Raw genomic sequence first — 26499 nt, 5'->3', positions numbered from 1 at the left:
GATCCACGCGGACTAGCGCGGGAAACTCTGCGCGTTGCCGGCATCCACGTTGATGATGTTGCCCGTCGACTTTGCCGAAAGGTCCGATGCAAGGAAATAGATCGCCTCGGCGATGTCCTCCGGGAAGACGTTGAGCTTGAGCATCGAGCGCTTGCGGTAATGCTCCTCCAGCTCGCTCACCTCGATCTTCGAGGAGGCGGCGCGCTGTTCGCGCCACTCGCCGCCCCAGATCTTCGAGCCGCGCAGCACCGCGTCCGGATTGACCGTGTTGACGCGGATACCCGCTTCCGCGCCTTCCAGCGCAAGGCAGCGCGCAAGATGGATCTCGGCGGCCTTGGCCGTGCAATAGGCCGAGGCGTTGGGCGAGGAGGCAAGGCCGTTCTTGGAGGCGACGAAGACCACGTTGCCGCCGATATTCTGGCGGCGGAAGAGGCGGAAGGCCTCGCGCGAGACGAGGAAATAGCCGGTCGCGAGGATATCGATATTCTTGTTCCACATCGAAAGCTCCGTGCTTTCGACCGGCGCGGAAGAGGCGATGCCCGCATTGGAGACGAGGATATCGACGCCGCCGAATTCGACGCTGGCCTCCGCGAAGGAAGAAATGACGCCCGCCTCGTCCGTCACGTTGAGCGTGACGGTGCGCACGACATCGCTGCTATACTTCTTCGCGAAATCCGCACCGACTTCCGCCAGCGCATTGCCATCGATATCGGCCAGCACCACGCAGGCACCCTCGCCCGCCAGCCGTTCTGCCGTCGCGCGGCCGATGCCGCCGGCGCCGCCCGTCACGAAGGCGACACGGCCGGCAAGGCTCTTCGGCTTCGGCATGCGCTGGAGCTTTGCTTCCTCCAGCAGCCAATATTCGATGTCGAAGGCCTCCTGCTCGGGCAGGCCTTGGTACTCGGAGACGGTGGAGGCGCCGCGCATCACGTTGATGGCGTTGACGTAGAACTCACCGGCGATGCGCGCTGTCGCCTTGTCCTTGGCGAAGGAGAGCATGCCGACACCGGGAACGAGGAAAATGACCGGGTTCGGATCGCGCATGGCCGGTGAATTGCCGCGCTTGCAGGCTTCATAGTAGCGCGTGTAGTCGGCGCGGTAGTCTTCCAGCGCCTTGTCGAGACCGGCGATCACAGCGTCCACGTCGGGCTTTGCCGGGTCGAAATCGACGATCAGCGGGCGAATCTTGGTGCGCAGGAAATGGTCCGGGCAGGAAGTGCCGAGCGCGCCGAGCGGCTTCAGGTCCTTCGAATTGACGAATTCCAGCACGGCGGCCTGGTCGTCGAAATGGCCGAGCTTGCGCTCGCCCTTGCCGATGCGGCCGCGGATTTCCGGCATGAGCTTCGCGGCGACGGCACGGCGCCCGGCTTCGTCGAGGCTCGTGGCGACGGCGCCGCCGAAGATCGTCTTGCCTTCCGTCTCCCCGGCGAACCATTCGATCGCCCGGTTGATGATGTCGAGCGTCAGCAGGTAGCAATCCTTGGCGTCGTCCGCCCAGGTGAAGAGGCCGTGGCTTTCGAGCACGACGCCCTTGGCCTTGGGATTCGCCTTGACGAAGGCTTCGAGGTCGAGGCCGAGCTGGAAGCCGGGGCGGCGCCAGGGCAGCCAGCCTATCTCCTCGCCGAAGATCCGCGCCGTCAGCGCCTTCGAATTCTTCGCGGCGGCGATGGCGATGATCGCGTCCGGGTGCATGTGGTCGACATGCACATGGGGCACGAAGCCGTGCAGGGGCGTATCGATGGAGGCGGCGCGCGGGTTGAGGTTGAATGTGCAGTGCGGCAGGAAGCCGACCATGCGGTCCTCGTCCTCGACGCCCCTGTAGATGCCCTTCAGCGCTTCCAGCTTTTCCATGTAGAGCGTGGCGAAACCGTCGAGCTTGATCGTGCCGACGTCGCCGCCGGAGCCCTTCACCCACAGGACGCGGACCTTTTCGCCCGTCAGCGGATCGGTTTCCTCCACCTTGGCCGAGGTATTGCCGCCGCCATAGTTGGTGATGCGCTTGTCGGCGCCGAGGAGATTGGAGCGGTAGAGCAGCTTGCCGGGCTCGTCGAGCCTCGCGGCATAGGCGTCGTCCCAACGGTTTTCGAGAAGGCGGGGCTGGCCCGTCATGACATCCTCCCTGGTCTGTCCAATCACGGGATGCCGGCGCGGCTTCCCGTCTCCTTTGCCAGAGCTATGGCGCACCTTGCCTCGCAATGTCAATCATTTTTGATCATTAAAGATCATTGTGCAGCGCAATATGCTCTTTTTTGATCGTTTCTGATTGACAAGATAAATTGAATGCGAATAAATCATACTGAGGAGGAGCCCCATGCACGAACGCGAACGCCATCGCATCATTTTGAGCGCGATCCAGGAAAAGCCCGTCGTGACGGTGCAGGATATCGCCGAATTGACCGAGGCATCCGAAGCCACGATCCGCCGCGACATCGCCGCCTTGCATGTTCAGGGCAAGCTGCGCCGCGTGCGCGGCGGCGCCGAGGCCGTGCATCCGCCGCAGCTCGGCAATCTGGCGGCGCGTCCGTTCAAGGTGTCCGAATCGATCAATATCGATCGTAAGCGCGCAATCGCCCGCCGCGCGGTAGAGCTCTGCGAGGAAGGCGACTCGATCATCATCAACGGCGGCACCACGACGTTCCAGATGGTGCATTTCATGTCGGCCCGCCGCCTGCAGGTCATGACCAATTCCTTCGCCATCGCCGAGCATCTGGTGAAGCATTCCAAATGCACGGTGAGCGTTCCCGGCGGCGCGATCTACCGCGACCAGAGCCTCATCCTCTCACCCTTCGACAATGACGCGATCCGCAATTTCTATGCGCGGCGCATGTTCATCGGCGCACAGGGCGTCAATGCGCTCGGCATCATGGAGGCGGACGCGCTGGTCATCCAGAGCGAGCAGAAGCTGATGCGGCAGGCGGAAGAGCTGATCGTCATGGTCGATTCCAGCAAGTTCGAGCGGCGCTCCAGCCTCATTCTGTGCCCGCTGGAGAATGTCACCACGATCATCACCGACGACAGGATTTCGGACGAGGCGGCCGCCATGGTCGCCCATGCCGGCATAAGGCTCATCACGGTGAAGCCCATGGCTTCGACCGAGAAGGAGGATTCCACCTCGGCGGCCTGACAAGGCGGGCGACCGGGAGGATCGAACGTTTCAACACTGGGAGGAAAACCATGAAACTGACCACCAAACTGCTTGCCGGCGCGGCGCTCGCGCTTGCCGCCATGGTATCCACGGCCAATGCCGCGGACATGAAGATCGCCCTTCTCGTCAAGTCGCTCGGCAACGGCTTCTTCGAAGCCGCCAACAAGGGCGCGGAGGAAGCCGCCAAGGAACTCGGCGGCGTCGAGATCATCTATACCGGCCCGACCACGACGACGGCCGAAGGCCAGATCGAGGTCATCAACTCGCTGATCGCCCAGGGTGTCGACGCCATCGCGATCTCCGCCAACGACCCGGACGCCGTCGTTCCGGCCCTCAAGAAGGCCCAGCAGCGCGGCATCAAGGTCATCTCCTGGGATTCGGGCGTGGCGCCGGAAGGCCGCATCATGCACCTCAACCCGTCTTCCAACGAGCTGATCGGCAAGATGTGCCTGCAGCTCGCCAAGGACCACCTGCCGGACGGCAAGGGTGACTTCGCGATCCTCTCGGCAACGACGACCTCGACCAACCAGAACACCTGGATCGAGGAGATGAAGAAGCAGATCAAGGACTTCCCTGGCCTCAATCTCGTCACCACCGTCTATGGCGACGACCTTGCCGACAAGTCCTACCGCGAGGCCAACGGCCTCCTGACCTCGCAGCCGAACGTCAAGGTCATCGTCGCGCCGACGACGGTCGGCGTCCTTGCCGCCTCGCAGGCCGTCAAGGATGCCGGCAAGATCGGTGAAGTCTACGTGACGGGCCTCGGCCTGCCCTCCGAAATGGCCGGCGCCATCAAGTCGGGCGCGACCAAGGAATTCGCCATCTGGAACCCGATCGACCTCGGCTATTCCGCAACCCAGATCGCCTATCACCTCGTCAAGGGTGACACGGACGGCGCGCCGGGCTCGGAAATCGAAGCCGGCCGCATGGGCAAGATCAAGGTCGGCGACAATGGCGAAGCCGCCATGGCCGATCCCTTCGTCTACGACGCCTCGAACATCGACCAGTTCTCGAAGATCTTCTGATCCTTCGAACCAGCCTCCCGGCGGCTCCGGCCGCCGGGTTTCCTTTCCTTTTCCGGTACAGTCGATGACGAGCGCAGCAGCTTCCATTCCGGTCGCGAGGGCCGAGGCGGCGGGAACGCCCATTCTGGAGATGCGCGGCATCTCGCAGATCTTCCCCGGCGTGAAGGCGCTCGACGGCGTCAATATCGCGCTCTATCCCGGCGAGGTGACGGCGCTGATCGGCGAGAACGGCGCTGGCAAATCGACTCTGGTGAAGATCCTCACCGGCATCTACCGCCCGAACGAGGGCGAGATCGTCATGGACGGCCGGCCCGTGACCTTCGCCAATGCGCAGGCCGCCATCGACGCCGGCGTGACGGCGATCCATCAGGAGACTGTGCTTTTCGACGAATTGACGGTCGCCGAGAACATCTTCCTCGGCCACGCGCCGCGCACGCGCTTCGGCCTCATCGACTGGAAGACCATCAACGAGCGCGCCCGCGCGCTGATGCACCAGCTCGAAAGCAATATCGACCCGACGATCAAGCTGAAGGACCTCTCCATCGCCCAGCGGCATCTGGTGGCGATCGCCCGGGCGCTTTCCGTCGAGGCGCGCATCGTCATCATGGACGAGCCGACGGCCGCCCTTTCCCGCAAGGAGATCGACGATCTCTTCCGCATCGTCGAAAACCTGAAGAAACAGGGCAAGGCCATCCTCTTCATCAGCCACAAGTTCGACGAGCTTTACGAGATCGCCGACAGCTACGCCGTCTTCCGCGACGGGCGCATGGTGGGCGCAGGCCGGCTGAAGGAAACGCCGCAGGAGGAGATCGTGCGGCTGATGGTCGGCCGCGACGTGCATGACGTCTTCCCCAAGAGCAAGGTCGCCATCGGCGAGACCGTGTTCAGGGTCGAGGGCTACTGTCACGACACGGAATTCCGCGACATCTCCTTCGACCTCCGGCGCGGCGAAATCCTCGGCGTCTACGGCCTCATCGGCGCGGGGCGCTCGGAACTCTGCCAGTCGCTGTTCGGCATGACCGTTCCGGCCTCGGGAAAGACCTTCCTCGACGGGCGCGAGATCGCCATCCGCTCCTCCGCCGAAGCCATTGCCGCCGGCATCGTCTATGTGCCGGAAGAGCGCGGCCGCCACGGCCTTGCGCTGGAAATGCCGATCTACCAGAACATGTCGCTGCCCTCGCTCGCCCGCACCTCGGCGCGCGGCTTCCTAAAAGCGATCAACGAGTTTTCGCTGGCGCGCAAATATGCCGAGCGGCTGGACCTGCGCGCCGCCGCACTCTCCGTGCCGGTCGGCACGCTTTCGGGCGGCAACCAGCAGAAGGTGGTGATCGGAAAATGGCTCGCCACGAAGCCGAAGGTCATCATCCTCGACGAGCCGACCAAGGGCATCGACATCGGCTCCAAGGCCGCCGTGCATGCCTTCATCTCGGAACTTGCCGGCGAGGGCCTTTCCATCGTCATGATCTCCTCCGAGCTGCCGGAAATCCTCGGCATGTCGGACCGTGTGATGGTGATGCGCGAGGGGCTGATGGCCGGCCTGTACGACCGCGACGGGCTGACGGCGGAAACGCTGGTGCGCGCGGCGACCGGCAATGCATAGGGGCGGATGAGCATGCAGCGTCTTCTCAAGAACCGTGAACTCCTGCTGGCGCTGATCATCCTCGTGATGATCGCCGGCTTCGCGACGCGCGCGGCCGGCTTCGCCTCCCCCGCCAATCTCGCCAATATCTTCAATGACACGTCGATCCTCATCATCCTCGCCCTCGGCCAGATGACGGTGATCCTGACCAAATCCATCGACCTTTCGGTCGCGGCGAACCTCGCCTTCACCGGCATGGCCGTCGCCATGCTGGATGCGGCCTATCCCGGCCTGCCGCTGGCGCTGCTCATCGTGCTTGCCGTCGCCATCGGCGCGGCGCTCGGCGCGATCAACGGCTTCCTCGTCTGGCTGCTGCAGATCCCGCCCATCGTCGTCACGCTCGGCACGCTCACCATCTATCGCGGCATGGCCTTCGTTCTGTCGGGCGGCAGCTGGGTGAACGCCCACCAGATGACGCCCGATTTCCTCAACCTGCCGCGCTTTCCCATCCTCGGCCTGCCGATCCTTTCCTGGCTCGCCATCGCCATCGTGCTGATGATGTGGTTCGTGCTGACGCGCACGCCCTTCGGCCGCGCCGCCTATGCCTCAGGCGGCAACCCGACCGCCGCCGTCTATGCCGGCATCGATGTCGGCCGCTCGCGCTTCCTCGCCTTCGTCCTGTCGGGCGCGCTCGCCGGCCTTTCCGGCTATCTCTGGGTCTCGCGCTATGCGGTGGCCTATGTCGACATCGCCGCCGGTTTCGAACTGGACAGCGTCGCGGCCTGCGTCATCGGCGGCATTTCCATTGCCGGCGGCATCGGCAGCGTGATCGGCACGGTGCTCGGCGCACTTTTCCTCGGCGTCATCAAGAACGCCCTGCCCGTCATCGGCATCTCGCCCTTCGCACAGATGGCGATCTCGGGCGTCGTCATCATCCTCGCCGTCGTCTTCAACGCCCGCGCCGAGAAGAAGAAGGGCCGCATCATCCTGCGCGACCGCGCCGCCAAGGAGAGGCTGGCATGAATACCGAGACTGCAATCCGCCGCCAGATCCCCGACCGGCTCGGCACGCCGATGAAGCGGCTGCTGGCGAGCTGGGAAGTGCTGCTCTTCTGCGTGGCCGTCCTCATCTTCATCGCCAATTCACTGGCCTCGCCCTATTTCCTCGATGCCTGGAACCTCTCGGACGCGACGTTCAACTTCACGGAAAAGGCACTGGTCGCCTTCGCCATGGCGCTGCTGATCATCGCCGGCGAAATCGACCTTTCCGTCGCCGCGATCATCGCGCTCGCTTCCACCGCCATGGGCGCGGCGGTGCAGATGGGCGTCGGCACGCCCGGCCTCGTCGCCATCGGCATCGGCACCGGCCTTGCCTGCGGCGCGTTCAACGGCCTGCTTGTCGCCGGCCTCAAGCTGCCCTCCATCGTCGTCACCATCGGCACGATGAGCCTCTTCCGCGGCATCTCCTATATCGTGCTCGGCGATCAGGCCTATGGCAAGTATCCCGCCGATTTCGCCTGGTTCGGCCAGGGCTACGTCGTCTGGGTCTTCTCCTTCGAATTCGTGCTCTTCCTCGTCATGGCCGCCCTCTTCGCCGTGCTGCTGCACCGGACGAATTTCGGCCGCCACGTCTATGTCATCGGCAACAACGCCATGGCCGCGCGCTTCTCCGGCATCCCGGTCGACCGGGTGAAGTTCATCCTCTTTCTTTTGACCGGCCTGATGAGCGGCATCGCCGCCGTCTGCCTCACCTCGCGCCTCGGCTCCACCCGGCCCTCCATCGCGCAAGGCTGGGAGTTGGAGATCGTGACCATGGTCGTGCTCGGCGGGGTCTCGATCCTCGGCGGGGCGGGCACGATTGCCGGCGTCGTCATCGCCGCCTTTGTGATGGGCCTCGTCACCTTCGGCCTCGGCCTCCTCAACGTGCCCGGCATCGTCATGTCCATCTTCATCGGCCTGCTGCTGATCGTCACCATCGCCCTGCCGATCGTCGCACGCCGGATCAAGCATGCGAGGAGAGCCTAATGGAACGGCACGCCTTCAAGATGAAGCTCAATCCCGGCATGGAGGCGGAATACAGGAAGCGCCATGACGAGATCTGGCCCGAACTGGTCGCCCTGTTGCGCGAGGCCGGTGCGTCCGATTACTCCATTTATCTCGACCCGGAGACCAACATCCTCTTCGGCATCCTCACCCGGCCGGAGAACCACACGATGGCGACCCTGCCCGAGCATCCCGTGATGAAGCGCTGGTGGGCGCACATGGCTGATATCATGGAGACCAACCCGGACAATTCCCCCGTCCAAAGCAACCTCGTTCCCGTCTTCCACATGCCATGACCGCTTATCGCCGCATCGCCGTCCTCGATATCGGCAAGACCAACGCCAAGGTCGTCGTCCTCGACGCTGTAACCGGCGCGGAGATCGCAGCCGCGCGAATGGCCAACACCGTTCTGAAGGACGGCCCCTATCCGCATTACGACGTCGAAGCCCTCTGGGCCTTCACACTGGACGCCTTCCGACGCTTTGCGAAGGAACCCGGCTTCGACGCGATCTCGATCACGACGCACGGTGCCTCGGCGGCGCTGCTCGATATCGACGGCAACCTCGCCATGCCGGTGCTCGACTACGAGCACGAATACCTGCAGGCGATCCGGGACTCCTATGATGCGCTTCGCCCGCCCTTCGCGGAGACGCGCTCGCCGCACCTGTCGATGGGCCTAAATGTCGGGGCGCAACTTCATTACCAGAAGACCATGTTTCCCGAGGCATTCGCGAGAGTGATGACCATCGTCACCTATCCGCAATACTGGGCGGCGCGGCTGACCGGCATCGCGGCGAACGAGGTGACCTCGCTCGGCTGCCACACCGATCTCTGGAACCCACAGACGGGCGACTATTCCTCGCTGGTCGACACGCTCGGCATCCGCCCGCTGATAGCGCCGATCCGGCCGGCCTTCGACGCCCTCGGCCCCCTTCTGCCGGAGATTGCCGAAGACATCGACGTCTCGATCCCGGTCTATTGCGGCATCCACGATTCCAATGCCTCGCTGCTGCCGCATCTGGTGGCGCGGCAGGCGCCCTTCTCGGTCGTCTCGACCGGCACGTGGGTGATCAACTTCGCCGTCGGCGGCGATCTGGAACATCTCGACCCGGCGCGCGACACGCTCGCCAATGTCGATGCCTATGGCCGCGCCGTGCCCTCCTCCCGCTTCATGGGCGGGCGGGAGTTCGAAATCCTGTCGGCGGAAATCGGCAGCGTGGCGGATGAGGATATCCTCGCGACTTTGCCCGCGGTGATCGAAAAGAAGCGGATGCTCACGCCGAATGTCGCGCCGGGCTCCGGCCCCTTCCCCGGCCGCGAAAGGCGATGGCTGAATGCGGAGGGCGCCAGCGCCGCCGAGCGGCATGCGGTCGCCTGCCTCTACCTCGCCCTGATGAACGAAGCCTGCCTTGGCCTGATCGGGGCAAAAGGGCCGACGATTGTCGAGGGGCCGTTCGCGGCGAACCGGCTCTACCTCACCCTGCTTGCCGCATTGACCGGCCGCCCGGCCATCGCCGTGCCGGGCTCCACCGGCACCAGCCAGGGCGCTTCGCTGCTCACCGGCATCGCGCCGGTCGCAACGCAGGAAACGCGGGTGGAGCCTTCCGACATTGCGGGGCTGGCGGCCTATCGCGCGGCCTGGCTTGCGGCGATCGGCTAAGCCTCAATCGGCGCTGAGCGCGACGGCCGGCTGGAGATGCGAGGCGTTACGCGCCGGCAGGTAACCGAAGACGAGGCCGGTCAGGAACGAACAGGCGAAGGCGAGCGCGACGGGGCCTGCCGTGAAGCTGACCGGCATGCCGAAGGCCTTGGCGAGCCCGCCGATGGAGAGCCCCAGCACGACGCCGATGGCCCCGCCGATGGCCGAGACGACGAGCGCCTCGATGAGGAATTGCAGGAGGATATCGCGCCGCCTTGCGCCGGTCGCCATGCGCACGCCGATCTCGCGGGTGCGCTCGCGTACGCTCACCAGCATGATGTTCATCACCCCGATGCCGCCGACGAGCAGCGAGATGGCCGCGACGGAGCCGAGGAAGAGCTTCATCGTGTTCGACGTCTCGGTGAAGGCCTCGCGCACCGAGGACATATTGGTGATCTGCGTATCCTCGGCCTTGTGCCGCTCATTCAGCAGGGTCTGAATGGCATCCTGCGTCAGGTCGATGGCCGAGGCGTCCTCGACCTGAACGGTGATGGTGCGCACGTTGCGCTGGCCGAAGAGCCGCATGCTGCCGGTGGAAAGCGGCACGAGCATCACGTCATCCTGGTCATTGCCGCCGGCGCTCGCGCCCATTTCGGCCATCACCCCGATCACCTGGAAGGGGATCTTGTTGACCAGCACATACTGGCCGAGCGGATTGCCGCCGGTCGGAAACAACGTCTTCGCCACCGTCTGGCCGAGCACGACGACCGGCGCATAGGTGTCCATGTCGTCCTGGTTGATGAACTCGCCGGAGGCGACGGTCCAGGATTTTGCGCGCGGGAAGGCCGGCACCGTGCCGTTGGCGGTCGTCTGGTAATCGATATTGCCGTAGCGCACCGTAACGGAACTCGTCATTTCCGGCACGGCGAAGGCGACGTTCGGCAGTTCGAGGATCGCATCGGCATCCGACGGCACGAGGGTAACAGGGAAGCTGCCGCTGCCGCCGCGGAAACTCGCCATGCTGGGGCGCACCAGCAGGAGGTCGGAGCCCATAGCGGAGATGCGGTCCAGCACGGAATTCTGCGCCCCCGTGCCGATGGCCAGCATCGCGACCACCGAGCCGACGCCGATGACGATGCCGAGCAGCGTCAGCACCGTGCGGAAGAGATTGGCGTGCAGCGCCCGGAAGGCCATCTTGATCGCCTCCGAAATGTCGGCGATGGCAGCCGAGCCTTCCTTCATCGCCTTCTGCCGGCCGGCAGCGGCTTCGGTTGAAGGACGGGGCTTGCGGGCACGGTCGGAGATGATCTCGCCGTCGCGGATCTCGATCAGGCGGTCGGCGGCCTCCGCCACCTCGCGCGAATGGGTGATGAGGATGATCGTGTGTCCGTCCTCGTGCATCCGGCGCAGCAGCGCCATCACCTCTTCGCCGCTCTGGCTGTCGAGCGCGCCGGTCGGCTCGTCGGCGAGGATGACACGGCCGCCGTTCATCAGCGCACGGGCAATGGAGACGCGCTGCTGCTGGCCGCCGGAAAGCTGGTTCGGCCGGTGATCGAGCCGGTCGGCGAGCTTCAGCGAACCGAGCAGCGCTTCGGCCCGCTCCTGCCGGTCGCGCGCCGGAAGACCGGCATAGATCGCCGGCACCTCGACATTCTCGCGGGCGCTTGCCGTGGGGATGAGGTTGTAGCTCTGGAAGACGAAGCCGAAGGTGCGGCGGCGCAGCGCCGCAAGCTCGTCGCTCTCGAAGCCCGCGACGGGCTCGCCGTCGATCAGGTAATCGCCGGAGGTCGGCTGGTCGAGACAGCCGAGGATGTTCATCAGCGTCGACTTGCCCGAGCCGGACTGGCCGATGATCGCGACGAACTCCCCCGCCTCGATATCGAGCGTGATGCCGTGCAGGACCTCGACGGCGAAGTCGCCGTTGTGAAAGGTCTTGGTGACGTCCCTAAGCGAGATGAGCGCCGTCATGGCCGCACCTCAGAACATCGGCGGCATGCGCATGCCGCGCCGCGAGTTCCGGTCGCCGCCCGAGGCATTGCCGCCGCCCGCGCTGACGACCACCTTGTCGCCCTCGGCAAGGCCGCTCTTCACCTCGACGCTGACGCGGTTGCGGATGCCGGTCTCGACTTCACGCACCTCCTGCCTGCCGGAGGCGGTGACGACCGTCACCTCCGCCTTCGGCTTGCCGCCACCCTCGGGACGCTTGATCGACACCGCGCCGGCCGGCACGACCAGCACGTCGCGCGCCGCGGCCTGTACGAAGAAGACCTGCGCGCTCATCGACATCATCAACTCGCCCTCCGGGTTCGGCACGTCGAACAGGGCGTTGTAGAGCACGACATTGTTCTCGACGGTCGGGGACGGCTCGATCTGGCGGAGCTTGCCGGTAAAACGCTTGCCCGGCTGGCCGAGCAGCGTGAAATAGGCCTCCATGCCCACCTTGAGGCGGCCGACATCGGCCTCGGAAACCTCGGCGCGCACGGTCATGATGGAAAGATCGGCGATGGTGACGATGGTAGGCGCGGTCTGCACCGAGTTCAGCGTCTGGCCTTCCTTCACCGGATTGGCGATGACGGTGCCCGCCATCGGCGCGTAGATCTTGGTGTAGCCGAGATCGACCTCGTCGCCGGCCAGCGTCGCCTGCTGCTTGCGTATCTGCGCCTCGGTGGCGTTGACGTCCGCCTCCGCCGCGGCAAGGTCGGCCACGGCCTGGTCGAGCGCCTGCCTTGCGGCGGCATTGCCGGCCACAAGGCTTTGCTGGCGGGCGATATTGGCCTGCTTGAATTCGAGCTGCGCCTTCTTGGAAACGAGCTGCGCCTGCAGATTGACGAGTTCCGCGCGGTTGATCTCCATGCGGTTCTCGATGGTCGCCGGGTCGATCTCGGCGAGAAGCTGGTCCTTCGTCACGGCATCGCCGATGGCGACATGCAGGGCCTTGAGCTGGCCGGAGACCTGCGCGCCGGCATCGACGGACTTCACCGCCTCCAGCGTGCCGACCGCCGTCACCGCATTCTCGATATCGCCGCGCGTGACGGGCTGCGTGATGATCGCGGCCGTCGTCTCGGCCGGCGCATAGGCGCGCCAGCCGTAATAGCCGGCACCGGCGAGAATGGCGATGACCGGCAGCCAGACCCAGGCGCGCGAGCGGCGCTTGCGGCGCGCGGGCGGGGTCGCGCCCGGCCTGAAGGTGACATTCGTGCGGCCGCCCTCGTCGGCGGCCTTCTCATCCGTCTTCGGTCGTGCGGTCTTGGTCATCGGCATTCCCACATGTCGAGGCCATGCCTCTTAAGTCCCTTTCATCGACATGTGGCACCAGAAGCCCCCGAGGAGAAGCCCTTGGGATCATTATATTTCCGTAATGTTCGCCGAAAGGCTCATGTTATCCGGGCCTGCCGGCCCGCCTTGCCGCGATGCGCCGGCGAAGGCTTGCCACCTCCTCCTCCGTCAGCGTCCGCACCGCTCCCTTCTCCAGATCGCCGAGCGCAAGATCGCCGATGGAGACGCGCAGGAGCCGCAGGCATTCGATGCCCAGCGCCTCCAGCATGCGGCGGATCTGGCGGTTCTTGCCCTCGTCGAGCACCACCTCGATCCAGGAATTCCTCTCGCCTTCGCGCACGGTCCGCACCTTCGTGGCGCGTAGCAGATCACCGTCATGGCTGACGCCGCGCATCATGGCGTCGAGCATCTCCCGGTCGGCCTTGCGATCCATCTGGACGTGATAGGTCTTGGCGACATGGGTTTCGGGGTCGAGCAGCGCCTGGGCGAATTCCGTGTCGTTGGTGAAGAGCAAAAGCCCCTCGCTCGCCTTGTCGAGGCGGCCGACGGGGGAAAGATGGGCGTGGTCGAGGTGTTTCAGGCAATCGAAGACCGTCGGTCGGCCCTCCGGGTCATGCCGCGTGGTGACGAGGCCGCGCGGCTTGTTCAGCATCAGGTAGACGCGTTCCTCGGCGGCGACGCGCTTGCCGTCCACCGCGATCACCGCGTCGGAAAGGTCGACCCAGGTTTCGGTATCGGTCGTCACGCGGCCGCCGACCGTCACCCGTCCCTCGCGGACCAGCGCTTCGGCCTGCGTGCGCGAACAGAAGCCGAGCTTGGAGAGGGCGCGCGGCAACGTCACCCGCTTTCCGCCCGCGGGCGGGCCGGCCTCACGGCCGGTTTTCGATTTCTGCGCCTTGCGGGTGCCCTTCATCTCGCCGTCCTTGGTTGACCCAAAGGCCCTTGCCATTCTAAAGCCGGGGTCGTCCAGCCAAATCCGCAAAGCCCGAAGTGAGACGCCGTTGACAAAGGACGACATTACCCACGAACTCGTGACGCTGCGCGATTACTGGCGCTATGCGATCTCCCGTTTCAACGCCGCCGACCTCAGCTACGGCCACGGCACGACGACGGCCGGCGACGACGCGGCCTTCCTGCTCCTGGATTCGCTCGACCTGCCGATCGACGCGCTCGATCCCTTCCTCGACGCCCGCCTGCTGCCGGCCGAGCGCCGGCTGCTGGCCGAGCGCATCGAGGCGCGCGTCAACACCCGCAAGCCTTCATCCTATCTCACGGGCCGCGCCTATATCCAGGGCGTGCGCTTCCATGTCGACGAGCGGGTCATCGTGCCGCGCTCGCATATCGGCGAGATCCTGTTCAGCGAATATCTCGGCGAACACGGCTCGTCCTTCCTGCCGGACCCGATGGCCGTCGCGAGCGTCGTCGACATCTGCACCGGCTCCGGCTGCCTTGCCGTCCTTGCCGCAAAATTCTTCCCGCAGGCCGAGGTGGATGCGGTGGACCTTTCGGCCGATGCGCTGGAGGTCGCCGAACTGAACGTGGCCGAACACGATGTCGCCGGGCAGGTGAGCCTCTTCGAGGGCGACCTTTTCGCACCGCTCGCCGGCCGCCGCTACGACCTTATCATCACCAATCCACCCTATGTCGACCATGAGGCGCTGGACGGCTATCCGCCGGAATTCCGCGCCGAACCGGAGATGGCGCATAACGGCGGCGAGGACGGGCTCGACCTCGTCCGCCGCATCCTCATGGACGCGCCCGATTACCTCAACCCCGAGGGCGGCATGATCTGCGAGATCGGCTCGGGCCGGGAAATACTCGAGGAGGAGTTCCCGCATCTCGATTTCGTCTGGCTGGAAACGGCCGAATCCCAGGATGCCGTCTTCTGGATTTCCGCCGAGGCGCTGGGCGTCAGCGGCGGATGACCCGCCGCCCGGCGACAAGACCCAGCACCGCGAGGACGGGCGACAGGGCCGCGAACAGGGTCGGGCGATGCCCGGCCACGTTCTCCCAATGCGGCGTGATGAAGTCGCCGGTATAAAATGGCTCTTCCGAATAGGCGCATTGGACAAGGGCGCTGCCGCGCTCGACCATTTCGGCATCGATGCGGGAGACCAGCTCGCCCGCCGGCGTGGAAACGCTCGGCATGTCGCGCATGTGGAGAAGCAGCATCCGCGCGCCCGACAGATAGGCGTGGGAACACTCGTTGAACGGGCTCTCCTCGTCCGCCACCGCCCGGGGCGCCATTCCCCAGAGACAATAGTAGTTCTGGATGCGGGTATAGTTCTTCAGCTTGCGGAAGACGGGATCGGATTCCTTCGCCCGGTCCGAGAGGGCAAGGATCGCGCCGAAATGATCCTCCAGCACCAGCAGGGCGCCATGGGACATGCTCGGAATGGCAAGGCCGGTGATATCGGAAGAGGATGCGCGCCGGCCGTGGGCATGCGCCTCCGCGCCGAGGACGGCCAGAAACAGCAGGAGAAGGAGCGGGCGCAAGGCGGTGGCCTCCCCTCGTCTTGGAGAATGCCGCGGAGGCCGCGGCATTCCCGTGTTCAAACGATCAAAGGCCAGCCGGAACCGCGCGGTAATTGCCCGAGCGCACGAGGCTCTTCTCGGCGAGATAGCCGAAGACCAGCGACAGGACCGTCCAGAGCGTGACCTGCAGGCAGATCGTCGCCAGGCGGAAGTCGTAGAGCGCCGTTGCCGGGAAGTTCTCCGGAACCTCGTTGATCGCCGGAAGCAGGCGGAAGACGATGGTCAGGAACACCACATAGGCGATGCCCGCGACGATCGCGCCGTTCCAGCGGCCCAGATGCTCGCCGAGCCGGCGGGCAAAGGCGACGGCCAGCGCCAGCGCGAAGATCGAGGCGGCGAGCGTGACGAAGAACAGCCCGGTCCTCACGCCAATGGTTTCGGGATCGCCGACGGCCGGCGGGTTCGGCGGATATTTGAGGTCGGGGACGACCACGAGCGCGACGAAGGCGGCGAAGCCGAGCAGCAGCGCCAGCGAACGCGGGCTCAGGCGGCCGACGCGGCCATAGAGGCCGGCGAAGACCAGCGAGAAGATCCCGCCCATCGCCACGCTGTAGGTGACGACGCCGGTGAAGAGGCCGAGGCCGGCCTGCGTCTCGCGGCTCACGGCTTCGGGTTCCTCGGCAGCGCCGTCCGCCGGCGCTTCCGCCGCCGCCATCAGTTCCTCGAACGCGATGGCGCGATCGACCTGGGGTTCACCGTAGATCCGGGCAAAACCGAACGCGACAAGACCGGCGACGAGGCCGGCGATCATGCCCCGCAGCAAAAGATGACCAGTCATTTCAACACCTCAATGGCAGGGGAAGCCGAGCAGATGACGCCCGTCATGCACGAATTCGTGGACCTCAAGGCCGGACAGAAGACGGGCTGCGCCTTCCTCGGTGCTGACGAAGTAGAGCGCAAGCAGCATCAGCAGGCCGCCGAAAAGCGCCCATGGAAACAGCTGGCTTGCGGGAATGGGAGTGACGGCCGTGCCGCCGCTCAAGGTGATGTCAGACATGGTCCCTCTCTGAATACGCGTTCGCTTGTGGGCAAGAACTGGATACACCTCGAGGTCTGACTTTCGCCGGGGCGATTACAGTGGCGCGACCGCGCCAGAATTTCACTGGCTTCCCAAGGTGGTATAGGATTCTATCAGGGGCGTTTCGCGGGAGTCAACGAAGTTCCGCCCCGCTGGGCTTCATTCTTGCCGAAAGGAACAGCGATCGTGAGCGAGGGAACGGAAGAGGCCGACATCCGGCGCGTGCGGGCAAGCCGTATCACGCTGCTCTGCCGGGGCGCGACCGCCGCCAATCGCCTCGCCCGGTTCTCCGCCGACGAGCCGCTGCTGCCGAAGGAAGCCGGGAAGGCCGGGCGCCTCGCCCGGCGGCTGCCGGCCTATGCAGCGGTGCTCCACGCGCCCGAGATCGCGGCCCGCGAAACGGCCGCGCTCTTTTCCGCCAGGGCGGTTCCCTGCGAGGCGCTGCGGGATGTCGATCACGGGCAATGGCGCGGCCGCAGCCTCGAGGATATCGCGGGCGAGGACCCCTCCGGGCTCCAGCACTGGATGGCCGATCCAGCCGCAGCGCCGCATGGCGGGGAAAGCATCGAGGAGGCACGGGCGCGCTGCGCGGCATGGCTCGAGGAACAGCACGGCGCGGGCGGGCATCGCCTCGCCGTCACCCATGCCCTTATTCTCAAGATCGTTCTCGCCCATGTCCTCGGGGCGCCGCTCTCCGCCGTCTGGCGGGCGGATGTCGAGCCGCTCGGCATGCTGACGCTCACCAGTGACGGCCGGCGCTGGGCGTTGCGGTTCTTCGGCTCGCCCGCAGGGCCGGAAGGCGATTCATGATGCCGCTTTGCGCCGGCCGGAAGCCGGCCGGCGCAAGGGCCCTGCCTCAGGCGGCCTTCAGGAGGTCGCCATGCGGGTCGAGGACGAACTTGGTCGCCGCGCCCTGGTCGAAGCTCTCGTAGCCCTGGACGGCGTCATCGAGCGCGATGATCTTGGCATTGACGATGTCGGCGATGGGCAGGCGGTCATGCAGGATGGCCTGCATGAGCTGGCGGTTGTACTTCAGCACCGGCGTCTGGCCCGTGTGGAAGGACTGCGCCTTCGCCCAGCCGAGGCCGAAGCGCAATGACAGGCTGCCCTGCTTGGCCGCATTGTCCACCGCGCCGGGATCCTCGGTGACGTAGAGGCCCGGAATGCCGATCGAGCCGGCGGCGCGGGTGATCTCCATCATCTGGTTGAGCACGATGGCCGGCTGCTCGCCGCCCGAATGGCCGCGCGCCTCGAAGCCGACGGCGTCGATGGCGCTGTCCACCTCGTTGGTGCCGACGACCTCGGCGATCATGTCGCCGAGCCTGTCGCTCTTGGAAAGGTCGATGGGCTCGAAGCCGACCCTGGCCGCATGCGCCAGGCGATCCTTGTTGAAGTCGCCGATCATCACCACGGCCGCGCCGAGGATGCGCGCGGAAGCGGCGGCCGCAAGGCCGACCGGGCCGGCACCCGCCACATAGACCGTCGAGCCGACGCCGACACCCGCGCGCACCGCGCCGTGGAAGCCGGTCGGCAGAATGTCGGAGAGCATGGTGAGGTCGCGGATCTTCGACATCGCCTTGTCGCGGTCGGGGAACTTCAGGAGATTGAAGTCGGCATAGGGGATCGTGACGTAGCGTGCCTGCCCGCCGATCCAGCCGCCCATGTCGACATAGCCGTAAGCGCCGCCGGCGCGCGACGGGTTCACCGTGAGGCAGACGCCGGTATCCTGCGACTTGCAGCAGCGGCAGCGGCCACAGGCGACGTTGAAGGGCACGGAGACGATATCGCCGATCTGCAGCATCTCGACGTCGATGCCCTTCTCGATGACCTCGCCGGTGATCTCGTGGCCGAGGACGAGGCCCGGCATCGCCGTCGTGCGGCCGCGCACCATGTGCTGGTCGGAGCCGCAGATATTCGTGGAAATCACCTTGAGGATCACGCCGTGCTCGATGCGGCGGCCATCCGGGGCCTCCAGCTTGGGATCGTCGATGTCGCGGACCTCGACCTTGCCGGGGCGCATGTAGACGACGCCTCTGTTCCTGCTCATATCATCTCCTCCTTTTCGTTAAACGCCGGTACCGGCCCGCTCCTCCGCGGGCAGGATGTGCTCTGGACGCCGCGCAGCCGGGCCATCGGCCGGGCCTCACGCTTCAAGGCGGGTGCGGGATTTCCGACGATCGGCCCCGGCATGGGCGGGACGGCACCTTGAACACATGCAGCAAACCACTTGGCAGGCGAAATGACGCTCGGAAATACGACATAAGCGGTGTCCGCAACGACACGCCGCCGCGGCGGTCTCGATGTCCCGAAAACGGAAACGGCCCCGCAAAGGCGGGGCCGTTTCGATAGCGCGGGAAGAGGCTCCCGGAAGGCTCAGAAATCCCAGTCCTCATCCTCGGTCGCGACCGCCTTGCCGATGACATAGGACGAGCCGGAGCCGGAGAAGAAGTCGTGGTTCTCGTCGGCATTCGGCGAAAGGGCCGAGAGGATGGCCGGGTTCACCTTGCAGGCTTCCGGCGGGAAGAGCGCCTCGTAGCCGAGGTTCATCAGCGCCTTGTTGGCATTGTAGTGCAGGAACTTCTTGACGTCCTCGGTAAGGCCGACGCCGTCGTAGAGTTCCTCGGTATAGCGCGTCTCGTTGTCGTAGAGCTCCAGCAGCAGGTCGAAGGCGAAATCCTTGATCTCCTGCTGCTTCTCCGCGCTTAGCCGCTCTATCGCCCGCTGGAACTTGTAGCCGATGTAATAGCCGTGCACGGCCTCGTCGCGGATGATGAGGCGGATCATGTCGGCGGTGTTGGTGAGCTTGGCGCGGCTCGACCAGTACATCGGCAGGTAGAAGCCGGAATAGAACAGGAAGCTTTCCAGGAAGACGGATGCGACCTTCTTCTTCAACGGATCGCCGGAGGCGTACTGCTCCATGATCAGCGCCGACTTCCTTTGCAGGAACTCGTTCTCCTCCGACCAGCGATAGGCGTCGTCGACGTCCGGCGTCAGGCACAGCGTCGAGAAGATGGAGGAATAGGAGCGCGCATGCACCGCCTCCATGAAGGAGATGTTGGAGAGCACCGCCTCCTCGTGCGGCGTGGCGGAATCCTCCATCAGCCGCACCGCGCCGACGCCGTTCTGGATCGTGTCCAGCAGGGTGAGGCCGGTGAAGACGCGGATGGTGAGCTTCTGCTCTTCCGGCTTGAGGGTCGCCCAGGAGGGGATGTCGTTGGAAAGCGGCACCTTTTCCGGCAGCCAGAAATTGCCGGTCAGTCGGTTCCAGACCTCGAGGTCCTTGTCGTCCTCGATGCGGTTCCAGTTGATGGCGCGGATGGCGCTCGCTGCCTTCGGGGTCTTGGTCTTCACTTGGATGTTCATTCTGGTCCCCAGAGGTCAGAGGGCGCAGGAGACGCAGCCCTGCACTTCCGTGCCGGACAGCGCCATCTGGCGAAGGCGGATGTAGTAGATGGTCTTGATGCCCTTCTTCCAGGCGTAGATCTGCGCCCGGTTGATGTCGCGCGTCGTCGCGGTGTCGCGGAAGAATAGCGTCAGCGACAGGCCCTGGTCGACATGCTGCGTCGCCGCCGCATAGGTGTCGATGATCTTCTCCGGTCCGATCTCGTAGGCGTCCTGGTAGTAGTCGAGATTGTCGTTGGTCATGAAGGCGGCCGGGTAATAGACGCGGCCGATCTTGCCCTCTTTCCGGATCTCGATTTTCGAAACGATCGGATGGATCGAGGAGGTCGAGTGGTTGATGTAGGAGATCGAGCCGGTCGGCGGCACGGCCTGGAGATTCTGGTTGTAGAGCCCGCCTTCCATGACGGCCGTCTTCAGCTCCAGCCAGTCTTCCTGCGTCGGGATATGGATGCCGGCCTCCTCGAAGATCGCCCTCACCTTCTCCGTCGCCGGCAGCCATTCGGCCTCGGTATATTTGTCGAAATATTCGCCGGAAGCGTATTTCGAATTCTCGAAGCCCTTGAAGCTGACACCCTTTTCTACCGCCAGCCGGTTGGAGGCGCGGATGGCGTGATAGGTCACGGTGTAGAAATAGATATTGGTGAAATCGACACCCTCTTGCGAACCGTAGAAGATGCGTTCACGGGCGAGATAGCCATGCAGGTTCATCTGGCCGAGGCCGATGGCGTGGCTGTCGTCATTGCCCTTCTCGACCGAGGGCACCGAGGAGATGTGGCTCATCTCGGAAACGGCTGTCAGCGCGCGGATGGAAGTCTCGATGGTCCGGCCGAAATCGGAGCTGTCCATCGCGGCGGCGATGTTGAGCGAGCCGAGATTGCAGGAAATGTCCTTGCCCATCTTGGCATAGGAGAGGTCGTCATTGAATTCGCTCGCCTCGCTCACCTGGAGGATTTCCGAGCAGAGATTGCTCATGGTGATGCGGCCTGAGATCGGGTTCGCCCGGTTCACCGTGTCCTCGAACATGATGTAGGGATAGCCGGATTCGAACTGGATCTCGGCGATGATCTGGAAGAAGTCGCGCGCCTTGATCTTCTTCTTCTTGATGCGGCCGTCCTCGACCATCTCGCGATACTTCTCGCTCACCGATATCTCGGTGAAGGGCACGCCGTAGACTCGCTCCACGTCGTGCGGCGAGAAGAGGTACATGTCCTCGTTGTTCCTCGCGAGCTCGAAGGTGATGTCCGGGATGACGACGCCGAGCGAGAGCGTCTTGATGCGGATCTTCTCGTCGGCATTCTCGCGCTTGGTGTCGAGGAAGCGCATGATATCCGGGTGGTGAGCGTGCAGGTAGACCGCCCCCGCCCCCTGCCGCGCGCCGAGCTGGTTGGCGTAGGAGAAACTATCCTCCAGCAGCTTCATCACCGGGATGACGCCCGACGACTGGTTCTCGATCTGCTTGATCGGGGCGCCCATCTCGCGAAGGTTCGTCAGCGACAGCGCGACGCCGCCGCCGCGCTTGGAAAGCTGCAGGGCCGAATTGATCGAGCGGCCGATGCTCTCCATGTTGTCCTCGACGCGCAGGAGGAAGCAGGAGACGAGCTCGCCGCGCTGCTTCTTGCCGGCATTGAGGAAAGTGGGGGTCGCGGGCTGGAAGCGGCCGGAGATGATCTCGTCGACGAGGTCGCGGGCAAGCTGCTCGTTGCCGCGCGCCAAAGCGAGCGCCACCATGCAGACGCGGTCCTCGTAGCGTTCGAGATAGCGCTTTCCGTCGAAGGTCTTCAGCGTATAGGACGTGTAGTACTTGAACGCGCCGAGGAAGGTCGGGAAGCGGAACTTCTTGTCATAGGCGTGGTCGAAGAGGTCGCGCACGAAGTTGAAGGAATACTGGTCCAGCACCTCCTGCTCGTAATAGCCCTCGGTCACGAGGTAATCGAGCTTCTCCCTGAGATTATGGAAGAAGACGGTGTTCTGGTTGACGTGCTGGAGGAAATACTGCTTGGCCGCCTGCCGGTCCTTGTCGAGCTGGATCTTCCCCTCCTCGTCGTAGAGGTTCAGCATGGCGTTCAGCGCGTGGTAATCCAGCGCGGTGATCTCCGGGGCCTTCGCCGGCTTATCTCCCGCGGGATGAGAAAAAGCGTGAGGCGGTTTTTCGCTCGCATCCCGCGGCGTCGAAGCGTTCATCGTGTCCAAAATCGTTCCAGTCCCTGTCTGACATTGTCGACGTCCTCATCCGTGCCGAGCAGCTCGAAACGGTAGAGGAACGGCACCGCGCATTTCGCGGAGATGATGTTTCCCGCGACGGCATATCCGGCGCCGAAATTGGTGTTGCCCGCCGCGATGACGCCGCGGATCAGGCTGCGGTTGCGCGGATTGTTGAGGAAGCGGATGACGGGCTTGGGCACCGCTCCCTTCTCCCCGCCCCCGCCATAGGTCGGCGAAACCAGCACGAAGGGCCGGTCCGCCTGCGGGGCTTCCCCGGCCGCATCGAGCGGCAGGCGCAGGGCCTCGACCCCGAGCTTTTCCACGAAGCGCCGGGTGTTCTCCGACCGGCTGGAAAAATAGACGAGGTCCCCCACCGCCTTTTCCTCAGGCGAGCGCGCTGATCATGTCCGGGCGGAAGCCGGCCCAATGCTGCTCGCCGGCGATGACGACCGGGACCTGGCGGTAGCCGAGACCCTGCACGAGCGCATAGGCATCGGCATCCTCGGAAATGTCGACGACATGATAGTCGATGCCCTGGCGGTCGAGCGCGCGGGTGGTCGCGGTGCACTGGACGCAGGCGGGCTTGGAGTAGACGGTAATGGACATGGCTTTCCTCGTTTTCGATCAGGCATGGGATATCGCCCGGCCATCCGCCGATGGCCGTTCGATGAATTCTCGGTGATAAGGGCGGCCGTCTACGGACGGCCGGACGCGGGGCGCCGCCTACTCGCGCGGATGGACTGGCAACACGATCGACATGACTTCACCCCGAGGCATTTCGCGGGGGATCGGGGGAGACGGCGGGCGGCATCCTGCACAACCCAACGCTCGCCATCCGGACACCCCGCCCGTGGACGTTCATGCTCGAGGCAGGTCTCCTGGCTTGCGGGTCGCGGCATCCGTCCGCCTTCCCAAGGCATACGCCCCAGTGGCTCATCGAACGAATGCTCGCCGCTTACAGTTGCGGGGGCAGCTCCGGATTGACGCGGCCATCATGGCCGCCCCGGATTCCCGTCTTAGCCTTCCATCCTTTCGAATCGAAGGAACCTCGAACACAAGATATAGTAGACGAGGTAAAAAATGCGTCAACGGCTATGGTGGATTTTCCACGGTTTCATTGCGCACCAGCGAGCGGGTCCCCGGCAATCGCCTCCACATTCACCGCCATCGACTTGTGGCCGGCACGCACGACCGGTGCCTTTGCCTAGCACCAAGAGCCGCGCTTGCGCAGCCATGCGGCCGACTTGTCCAGCCCGCCGAAGGGGAAGACGTGGATCTGCGTGATGGGGCCCGGCATCGCCGTGCGCCAGCGCTCCTCGACGGGGCCGACGACCGTTTCCGGCGAATAGCCGGCGGCAAGCGCCATGAGCCCGCCACCATGCCGGGTCAGGACGGAGAGGGAGTTTCCGATGCCGCACATGGTTCCGTATTTGATGAGCGTCGTGATCTTGGCCGGTCCCGCAACGCCGAGATGGATCGGAACGTCGATGCCGGCGCGCACCAGCCCGTCCGCCCAGGCGATGGCCTTCTGCGCGTCGAAGCCGAACTGCGTGACGATGCGCAGGCGGGCATCCGTCCGCTCGGCGAAATCCAGCTTGCGACGTAACGCTTCCAGCGCGACCGCATCGGTGAAATCCGGGCTGCCCTCGGGATGGCCGGCAATGGCGAAGTCCCGGATGCCGAAGCGGTCGAGAACGCCCGTTTCCAGAACGTCGAGCGAGGACGAGAAAGGCCCGGCCGGCGGCGTGATGCCGCCGCCGATCACCAGCACGTCCATGACGCCCGCCTCTTCGGCCAGGCGACCGACGCGCCGTTCCAGCGCATCCCGCGAGGCGATCCGCCGGGCGGCGAGATGCGGCACCGGCACGCAGCCGGCCTCATGCAGCCGGCGGGCGGCGGCCAGCGTTTCCGCCTCGGTCTCCGGCGCGCCGATATCCGTCAGGTAGACCCGCACACCCCGCGGCAGCAGCGTGACGAGGTCCGCGACCGGCGGGACCTGTTTCGGCAGGGCTTCCATCGAGGCTGGAAGCCGTCCCGTTTCCGTTCGCACCTGTCCGATCATTCTCACGCTCATGCCCGTTGAAAGTAATGGCCTGCTATGACGCCCTTTTCCGCAAGGCGCAGCATCCAACGCGTCATACGCTTGACGGCTTGCGCAAAAGTATCGTGGAAGGGCGAAACGGCAAGCCCCGCCGAAGAGGCGGGGCCCTGTCGCGTCAAGAAGGCGCAGCCTTTCAGGCCCGGCCGATCTCGTCGAGATACCAGCCGATATAGCGCAGCTCGTTATGCTCCATCGGCGCGATGGGGCCGGGCACGAAATAGTGCGACCGCACGCCGCGCGCCGTGTGCTCGATGATCGCCTTGTCCTCCTCGGTCGTCACCTTCCACAGCCAGGTGAGCTTGGCGAGGTCGTAGTCCCTGCCCGCCTCCGCCTTGCCGTCGACGAGCCAGATCAGCTCCATCTCGCAGCTCTCCGCCGATTTCGGGATGAAGCGGTAGATCATGCCGTGGTCGGGATAGCAGACGAGGAAGGTCGTGCCGCCGAGATGGATGGAGGTCACGCCGCCGTCGAAGTCGCTGAAGCGGCCCATCAGCGGGGCGACCGCCTTGCCGTCCTCGCTGCCGCTCTGCACCCCGTCATAGAGCGCATAGCGGAAGGCGTGGATCGCCTCGCGGCCCTCGCGCGAGGTCTGCCAGTGGTTGCCCGAGCCGACCTCGATGCCGAGCGCGCAGGTGCGCGCCTCCATCGCCTCGTTCAGCGCCTCGATCATGTGCAGCGGCTGCTCCAGCGCGTGGGTCTGGGAATATTCCGGATGCGCGGGGCCGCAATGATAGCATTCGACATAGTTCTCGACCGCCAGCTTCCAGTTGGCGGCGACAGGATAGCTCTCGCGGTGGGCGACGCGGGCGCTCGCCCAGCCATACTGGCCGCAGGTGGCGTGCAGCAGGTTCTCGACCTCGGAAAAATCGAGCGGCGTCTCGGCGAAACAGATGAAGATCAGTCCCTCGACGACGCGGACATGAATCTTGCGCAGGCCATGCTCGCCGCGGTCGAATTCCTTCGGCATCAGGCGCGCGGCCTTGAGGCTGCCGTCGTTGCCGTAGGTCCAGGCATGGTAGGGACAGACGAAGACCCGGGCATTGCCCTTCTGCTTCGTGCAGACCTCCGCCCCGCGATGGCGACAGACATTGAGCATGGCATGGATGGAGCCGTCGGCCGCGCGGGCGACGATCACCTGCTCGCTGTCGATGCGGAAGACCTCGAAATCGTTGACGTTCGGGATCACGCTCTCATGGGCGATGCAGTGCCAGTGGCGGCGGAACACCCGCTCCATGTCGCGCTGGTAGATCTCCGCGTCATGGTAGAACGGGCGAGCGAGCCCGTGCCCCGGCCGGTGCTCCGCAACGAGGCGATCGATGCGGTCGGCGTTGACGTCGATGACGGCTTCGGCAATGTGTCCCATACTGGTCGACCCTATCAGGCTGTTCGGTAAACCAGTATTCCGGGGCGTCCTCAGTCCGGCAAGATGGCGGGAAGGCCGCGATTAATCGACAAGTTCGATCACGCGGCCTGCCCCCTTCAGGGCGCTTGGAGAACCCCGGTATCGAGGAACGTCTCGATGGCCCTGCACCAGGGGGCGATGTCGATGCCGTTCTGCGCCAGCCAGTCCGCATTGAAATACGTCCCGGAATAGCGGTCGCCGCTGTCGCAGATCAGCGTGACGAGCGAGCCTTCGCGGCCTTCCTTCATCATGCTGTCGGCAATCGAGATGAGGCCGAAGAAGTTCGTGCCCGTCGAGGCGCCGACGCGGCGGAACAGCCGGTCGGACAGCACATGCGCGGCGGCGATGGAGGCTGCGTCCGGCACCTTGATCATGTGGTCGATGACCGTCGGGATGAAGGACGGCTCGACGCGAGGACGGCCGACCCCCTCGATGCGCGACGGCGTCGCGCAGGTCGTCTCCATGTCGCCGCTCTTCCAGGCGTCGTAGAACACCGAGTTCTCGACATCCGTCACGCAGAGCCGCGTGGCGAGGTTGCGGTAGCGGATATAGCGCCCGATGGTCGCCGAGGTGCCGCCGGTCCCCGCCCCCATGATCACCCAGGCCGGCACCGGATGGGCTTCCCGCTCCATCTGGCCGAAGATGCTCTCGGCGATGTTATTGTTGCCGCGCCAGTCGGTGGCGCGCTCGGCATTGGTGAACTGGTCGAGATAGTGTCCCTTCGTCTCCGCCGCGATGCGCGCGGCCGTCTCGTAGACCTCGCCCGGCTTGTCGACGAAGGCGCAGCGCCCGCCGAAGCGCTCGATGACGTCGATCTTCGTGCGGCTGGTGCTGCGCGGCATGACGGCGATGAAGGGCAGGCCGAGCAGGTTGGCGAAATAGGCCTCTGAAACCGCCGTCGAGCCCGACGAGGCCTCGACCAGCGTGGTGCCCTTGCAGATGCGGCCGTTGCAGATGCCGTAGAGGAAGAGCGAGCGGGCGAGCCGGTGCTTCAGGCTGCCGGTCGGATGGGTGCTCTCGTCCTTGAGATAGACCGAGATGCCCTTCAGCCCCTTGAAGACCGGATTGACGAGGTGGGTATCGGCCGAGCGGCGGGCATCGCCCTCCAGCATGCCGATGGCCGCGCGCGCCCA

Annotated in this window: 24 protein-coding genes and 1 riboswitch; of the genes, 9 read left to right on the top strand and 15 right to left on the bottom strand. The window is 65.0% G+C overall.

From position 1 onward, the window contains the following. Positions 1 to 12 precede the first annotated feature (12 nt). The gene (locus ACZ48C_RS23755; protein ID WP_464783197.1) at positions 13 to 2109 is read right to left on the bottom strand and encodes a bifunctional rhamnulose-1-phosphate aldolase/short-chain dehydrogenase; all 2097 of its coding nucleotides are present in this window, start codon (positions 2107 to 2109) and stop codon (positions 13 to 15) included. Positions 2110 to 2311: 202 nt separating this feature from the next. Between ACZ48C_RS23755 and ACZ48C_RS23750 the strand changes: the two genes are divergently transcribed. The 7 genes from ACZ48C_RS23750 to ACZ48C_RS23720 all read left to right on the top strand — a co-directional run bounded on the left by ACZ48C_RS23750 (position 2312) and on the right by ACZ48C_RS23720 (position 9451). After that, a complete protein-coding gene (locus ACZ48C_RS23750) occupies positions 2312 to 3124 on the top strand; it encodes a DeoR/GlpR family DNA-binding transcription regulator (protein WP_119254323.1) in 813 nt (270 codons plus the stop codon). 50 nt (positions 3125 to 3174) lie between these two features. Then, positions 3175 to 4170: a rhamnose ABC transporter substrate-binding protein gene (gene rhaS, locus ACZ48C_RS23745; protein WP_119254322.1), complete on the top strand. Its 996-nt coding sequence runs from the start codon at positions 3175 to 3177 to the stop codon at positions 4168 to 4170. A 64-nt stretch (positions 4171 to 4234) separates the two neighbouring features. After that, positions 4235 to 5770 carry a sugar ABC transporter ATP-binding protein gene (locus ACZ48C_RS23740; protein ID WP_464783196.1) on the top strand — a complete coding sequence of 512 codons (1536 nt, stop codon included), beginning with the start codon at positions 4235 to 4237 and terminating at the stop codon, positions 5768 to 5770. A 12-nt stretch (positions 5771 to 5782) separates the two neighbouring features. Then, a complete protein-coding gene (locus ACZ48C_RS23735; protein WP_464783195.1) occupies positions 5783 to 6772 on the top strand; it encodes an ABC transporter permease in 990 nt (329 codons plus the stop codon). Then, complete coding sequence (locus ACZ48C_RS23730; RefSeq protein WP_464783194.1) at positions 6769 to 7773, top strand: ABC transporter permease; 1005 nt, start codon at positions 6769 to 6771, stop codon at positions 7771 to 7773. Before ACZ48C_RS23735 ends, ACZ48C_RS23730 begins: the two co-directional genes overlap by 4 nt. After that, positions 7773 to 8087 carry an L-rhamnose mutarotase gene (gene rhaM, locus ACZ48C_RS23725; RefSeq protein ID WP_464783193.1) on the top strand — a complete coding sequence of 105 codons (315 nt, stop codon included), beginning with the start codon at positions 7773 to 7775 and terminating at the stop codon, positions 8085 to 8087. The genes ACZ48C_RS23730 and rhaM overlap by 1 nt, the downstream gene beginning before the upstream one ends. Beyond that, entirely contained in the window at positions 8084 to 9451 is a 1368-nt protein-coding gene (locus ACZ48C_RS23720; protein ID WP_464783192.1) for an FGGY-family carbohydrate kinase, read from the top strand. The genes rhaM and ACZ48C_RS23720 overlap by 4 nt, the downstream gene beginning before the upstream one ends. A gap of 3 nt (positions 9452 to 9454) precedes the next feature. Here the strand turns inward: ACZ48C_RS23720 and ACZ48C_RS23715 are convergent, their stop codons facing one another. The 3 genes from ACZ48C_RS23715 to ACZ48C_RS23705 all read right to left on the bottom strand — a co-directional run bounded on the left by ACZ48C_RS23715 (position 9455) and on the right by ACZ48C_RS23705 (position 13619). Then, positions 9455 to 11398 carry a MacB family efflux pump subunit gene (locus tag ACZ48C_RS23715; RefSeq protein ID WP_454636189.1) on the bottom strand — a complete coding sequence of 648 codons (1944 nt, stop codon included), beginning with the start codon at positions 11396 to 11398 and terminating at the stop codon, positions 9455 to 9457. Positions 11399 to 11407: 9 nt separating this feature from the next. Next, positions 11408 to 12685, bottom strand: a complete 1278-nt coding sequence (locus ACZ48C_RS23710) for an efflux RND transporter periplasmic adaptor subunit (protein WP_464783191.1) — start codon at positions 12683 to 12685, stop codon at positions 11408 to 11410. 124 nt (positions 12686 to 12809) lie between these two features. Continuing rightward, positions 12810 to 13619 carry a pseudouridine synthase gene (locus ACZ48C_RS23705; RefSeq protein WP_464783190.1) on the bottom strand — a complete coding sequence of 270 codons (810 nt, stop codon included), beginning with the start codon at positions 13617 to 13619 and terminating at the stop codon, positions 12810 to 12812. 88 nt (positions 13620 to 13707) lie between these two features. On the opposite strand from ACZ48C_RS23705, the gene prmB reads away from it, so the two are divergent. Next, a complete protein-coding gene (gene prmB, locus ACZ48C_RS23700) occupies positions 13708 to 14631 on the top strand; it encodes a 50S ribosomal protein L3 N(5)-glutamine methyltransferase (RefSeq protein WP_464783189.1) in 924 nt (307 codons plus the stop codon). On the opposite strand, the gene ACZ48C_RS23695 is transcribed toward prmB, so the two are convergent. From ACZ48C_RS23695 to ACZ48C_RS23685, 3 genes are all read right to left on the bottom strand, one after another. After that, positions 14618 to 15202, bottom strand: coding sequence for a hypothetical protein (locus ACZ48C_RS23695; RefSeq protein WP_464783188.1), 585 nt, complete (start codon positions 15200 to 15202; stop codon positions 14618 to 14620). The genes prmB and ACZ48C_RS23695 overlap by 14 nt on opposite strands. Positions 15203 to 15266: 64 nt before the next feature. Continuing rightward, entirely contained in the window at positions 15267 to 16019 is a 753-nt protein-coding gene (locus ACZ48C_RS23690; protein WP_318913242.1) for a CbtA family protein, read from the bottom strand. A 9-nt stretch (positions 16020 to 16028) separates the two neighbouring features. Then, positions 16029 to 16238: a CbtB domain-containing protein gene (locus ACZ48C_RS23685; RefSeq protein WP_119254312.1), complete on the bottom strand. Its 210-nt coding sequence runs from the start codon at positions 16236 to 16238 to the stop codon at positions 16029 to 16031. Positions 16239 to 16445: 207 nt separating this feature from the next. On the opposite strand from ACZ48C_RS23685, the gene ACZ48C_RS23680 reads away from it, so the two are divergent. Continuing rightward, positions 16446 to 17069, top strand: coding sequence for a histidine phosphatase family protein (locus ACZ48C_RS23680; protein WP_464783187.1), 624 nt, complete (start codon positions 16446 to 16448; stop codon positions 17067 to 17069). Between the two features lie 46 nt (positions 17070 to 17115). Here ACZ48C_RS23680 and fdhA read toward each other — a convergent pair whose 3' ends face one another. The 8 genes from fdhA to ACZ48C_RS23640 form a co-directional block, all read right to left on the bottom strand. Continuing rightward, the gene (gene fdhA, locus ACZ48C_RS23675) at positions 17116 to 18306 is read right to left on the bottom strand and encodes a formaldehyde dehydrogenase, glutathione-independent (RefSeq protein WP_119254310.1); all 1191 of its coding nucleotides are present in this window, start codon (positions 18304 to 18306) and stop codon (positions 17116 to 17118) included. Positions 18307 to 18632: 326 nt separating this feature from the next. Further along, a complete protein-coding gene (gene nrdF / locus ACZ48C_RS23670) occupies positions 18633 to 19622 on the bottom strand; it encodes a class 1b ribonucleoside-diphosphate reductase subunit beta (RefSeq protein WP_464783186.1) in 990 nt (329 codons plus the stop codon). Between the two features lie 15 nt (positions 19623 to 19637). Next, on the bottom strand, positions 19638 to 21842 hold the full coding sequence (gene nrdE, locus ACZ48C_RS23665; RefSeq protein WP_464783185.1) for a class 1b ribonucleoside-diphosphate reductase subunit alpha: 2205 nt from the start codon (positions 21840 to 21842) through the stop codon (positions 19638 to 19640). Further along, the gene (gene nrdI, locus ACZ48C_RS23660; protein ID WP_313192071.1) at positions 21839 to 22237 is read right to left on the bottom strand and encodes a class Ib ribonucleoside-diphosphate reductase assembly flavoprotein NrdI; all 399 of its coding nucleotides are present in this window, start codon (positions 22235 to 22237) and stop codon (positions 21839 to 21841) included. The genes nrdE and nrdI overlap by 4 nt, the downstream gene beginning before the upstream one ends. Positions 22238 to 22247: 10 nt before the next feature. Continuing rightward, positions 22248 to 22469, bottom strand: coding sequence for a glutaredoxin-like protein NrdH (gene nrdH / locus ACZ48C_RS23655; protein ID WP_119254306.1), 222 nt, complete (start codon positions 22467 to 22469; stop codon positions 22248 to 22250). A gap of 245 nt (positions 22470 to 22714) precedes the next feature. After that, a riboswitch (cobalamin riboswitch) is annotated at positions 22715 to 22929 on the bottom strand. A gap of 138 nt (positions 22930 to 23067) precedes the next feature. Continuing rightward, positions 23068 to 23925 carry a methylenetetrahydrofolate reductase gene (locus ACZ48C_RS23650; RefSeq protein ID WP_318913231.1) on the bottom strand — a complete coding sequence of 286 codons (858 nt, stop codon included), beginning with the start codon at positions 23923 to 23925 and terminating at the stop codon, positions 23068 to 23070. 172 nt (positions 23926 to 24097) lie between these two features. Beyond that, positions 24098 to 25327 (bottom strand): aromatic ring-hydroxylating oxygenase subunit alpha, encoded by a 1230-nt coding sequence (locus ACZ48C_RS23645; RefSeq protein WP_464783184.1) that lies wholly within the window; start codon positions 25325 to 25327, stop codon positions 24098 to 24100. A 116-nt stretch (positions 25328 to 25443) separates the two neighbouring features. After that, positions 25444 to 26478 carry a PLP-dependent cysteine synthase family protein gene (locus ACZ48C_RS23640; RefSeq protein ID WP_464783940.1) on the bottom strand — a complete coding sequence of 345 codons (1035 nt, stop codon included), beginning with the start codon at positions 26476 to 26478 and terminating at the stop codon, positions 25444 to 25446. Positions 26479 to 26499: the final 21 nt, after the last annotated feature.

The organism is Shinella sp. 1A1 (assembly GCF_055379515.1).
Note: the sequence above shows the minus strand (reverse complement) of the source record. Positions and strands in the feature narration are given on the sequence as shown.

Bases quoted from the DNA above. Each gene is read 5' to 3' on its own strand.
- ACZ48C_RS23710 (WP_464783191.1), bottom strand. From the start codon at position 12,685: ATGACCAAGACCGCACGACCGAAGACGGATGAGAAGGCCGCCGACGAG.
- ACZ48C_RS23690 (WP_318913242.1), bottom strand. From the start codon at position 16,019: ATGACTGGTCATCTTTTGCTGCGGGGCATGATCGCCGGCCTCGTCGCC.
- ACZ48C_RS23705 (WP_464783190.1), bottom strand. From the start codon at position 13,619: ATGAAGGGCACCCGCAAGGCGCAGAAATCGAAAACCGGCCGTGAGGCC.
- ACZ48C_RS23640 (WP_464783940.1), bottom strand. From the start codon at position 26,478: ATGCTGGAGGGCGATGCCCGCCGCTCGGCCGATACCCACCTCGTCAAT.
- ACZ48C_RS23730 (WP_464783194.1), top strand. From the start codon at position 6,769: ATGAATACCGAGACTGCAATCCGCCGCCAGATCCCCGACCGGCTCGGC.
- rhaS (WP_119254322.1), top strand. From the start codon at position 3,175: ATGAAACTGACCACCAAACTGCTTGCCGGCGCGGCGCTCGCGCTTGCC.
- ACZ48C_RS23735 (WP_464783195.1), top strand. From the start codon at position 5,783: ATGCAGCGTCTTCTCAAGAACCGTGAACTCCTGCTGGCGCTGATCATC.
- ACZ48C_RS23750 (WP_119254323.1), top strand. From the start codon at position 2,312: ATGCACGAACGCGAACGCCATCGCATCATTTTGAGCGCGATCCAGGAA.
- ACZ48C_RS23740 (WP_464783196.1), top strand. From the start codon at position 4,235: ATGACGAGCGCAGCAGCTTCCATTCCGGTCGCGAGGGCCGAGGCGGCG.
- rhaM (WP_464783193.1), top strand. From the start codon at position 7,773: ATGGAACGGCACGCCTTCAAGATGAAGCTCAATCCCGGCATGGAGGCG.
- ACZ48C_RS23755 (WP_464783197.1), bottom strand. From the start codon at position 2,109: ATGACGGGCCAGCCCCGCCTTCTCGAAAACCGTTGGGACGACGCCTAT.
- nrdH (WP_119254306.1), bottom strand. From the start codon at position 22,469: ATGTCCATTACCGTCTACTCCAAGCCCGCCTGCGTCCAGTGCACCGCG.
- ACZ48C_RS23715 (WP_454636189.1), bottom strand. From the start codon at position 11,398: ATGACGGCGCTCATCTCGCTTAGGGACGTCACCAAGACCTTTCACAAC.
- ACZ48C_RS23645 (WP_464783184.1), bottom strand. From the start codon at position 25,327: ATGGGACACATTGCCGAAGCCGTCATCGACGTCAACGCCGACCGCATC.
- fdhA (WP_119254310.1), bottom strand. From the start codon at position 18,306: ATGAGCAGGAACAGAGGCGTCGTCTACATGCGCCCCGGCAAGGTCGAG.
- ACZ48C_RS23685 (WP_119254312.1), bottom strand. From the start codon at position 16,238: ATGTCTGACATCACCTTGAGCGGCGGCACGGCCGTCACTCCCATTCCC.
- ACZ48C_RS23720 (WP_464783192.1), top strand. From the start codon at position 8,084: ATGACCGCTTATCGCCGCATCGCCGTCCTCGATATCGGCAAGACCAAC.
- nrdE (WP_464783185.1), bottom strand. From the start codon at position 21,842: ATGAACGCTTCGACGCCGCGGGATGCGAGCGAAAAACCGCCTCACGCT.
- nrdF (WP_464783186.1), bottom strand. From the start codon at position 19,622: ATGAACATCCAAGTGAAGACCAAGACCCCGAAGGCAGCGAGCGCCATC.
- ACZ48C_RS23650 (WP_318913231.1), bottom strand. From the start codon at position 23,925: ATGATCGGACAGGTGCGAACGGAAACGGGACGGCTTCCAGCCTCGATG.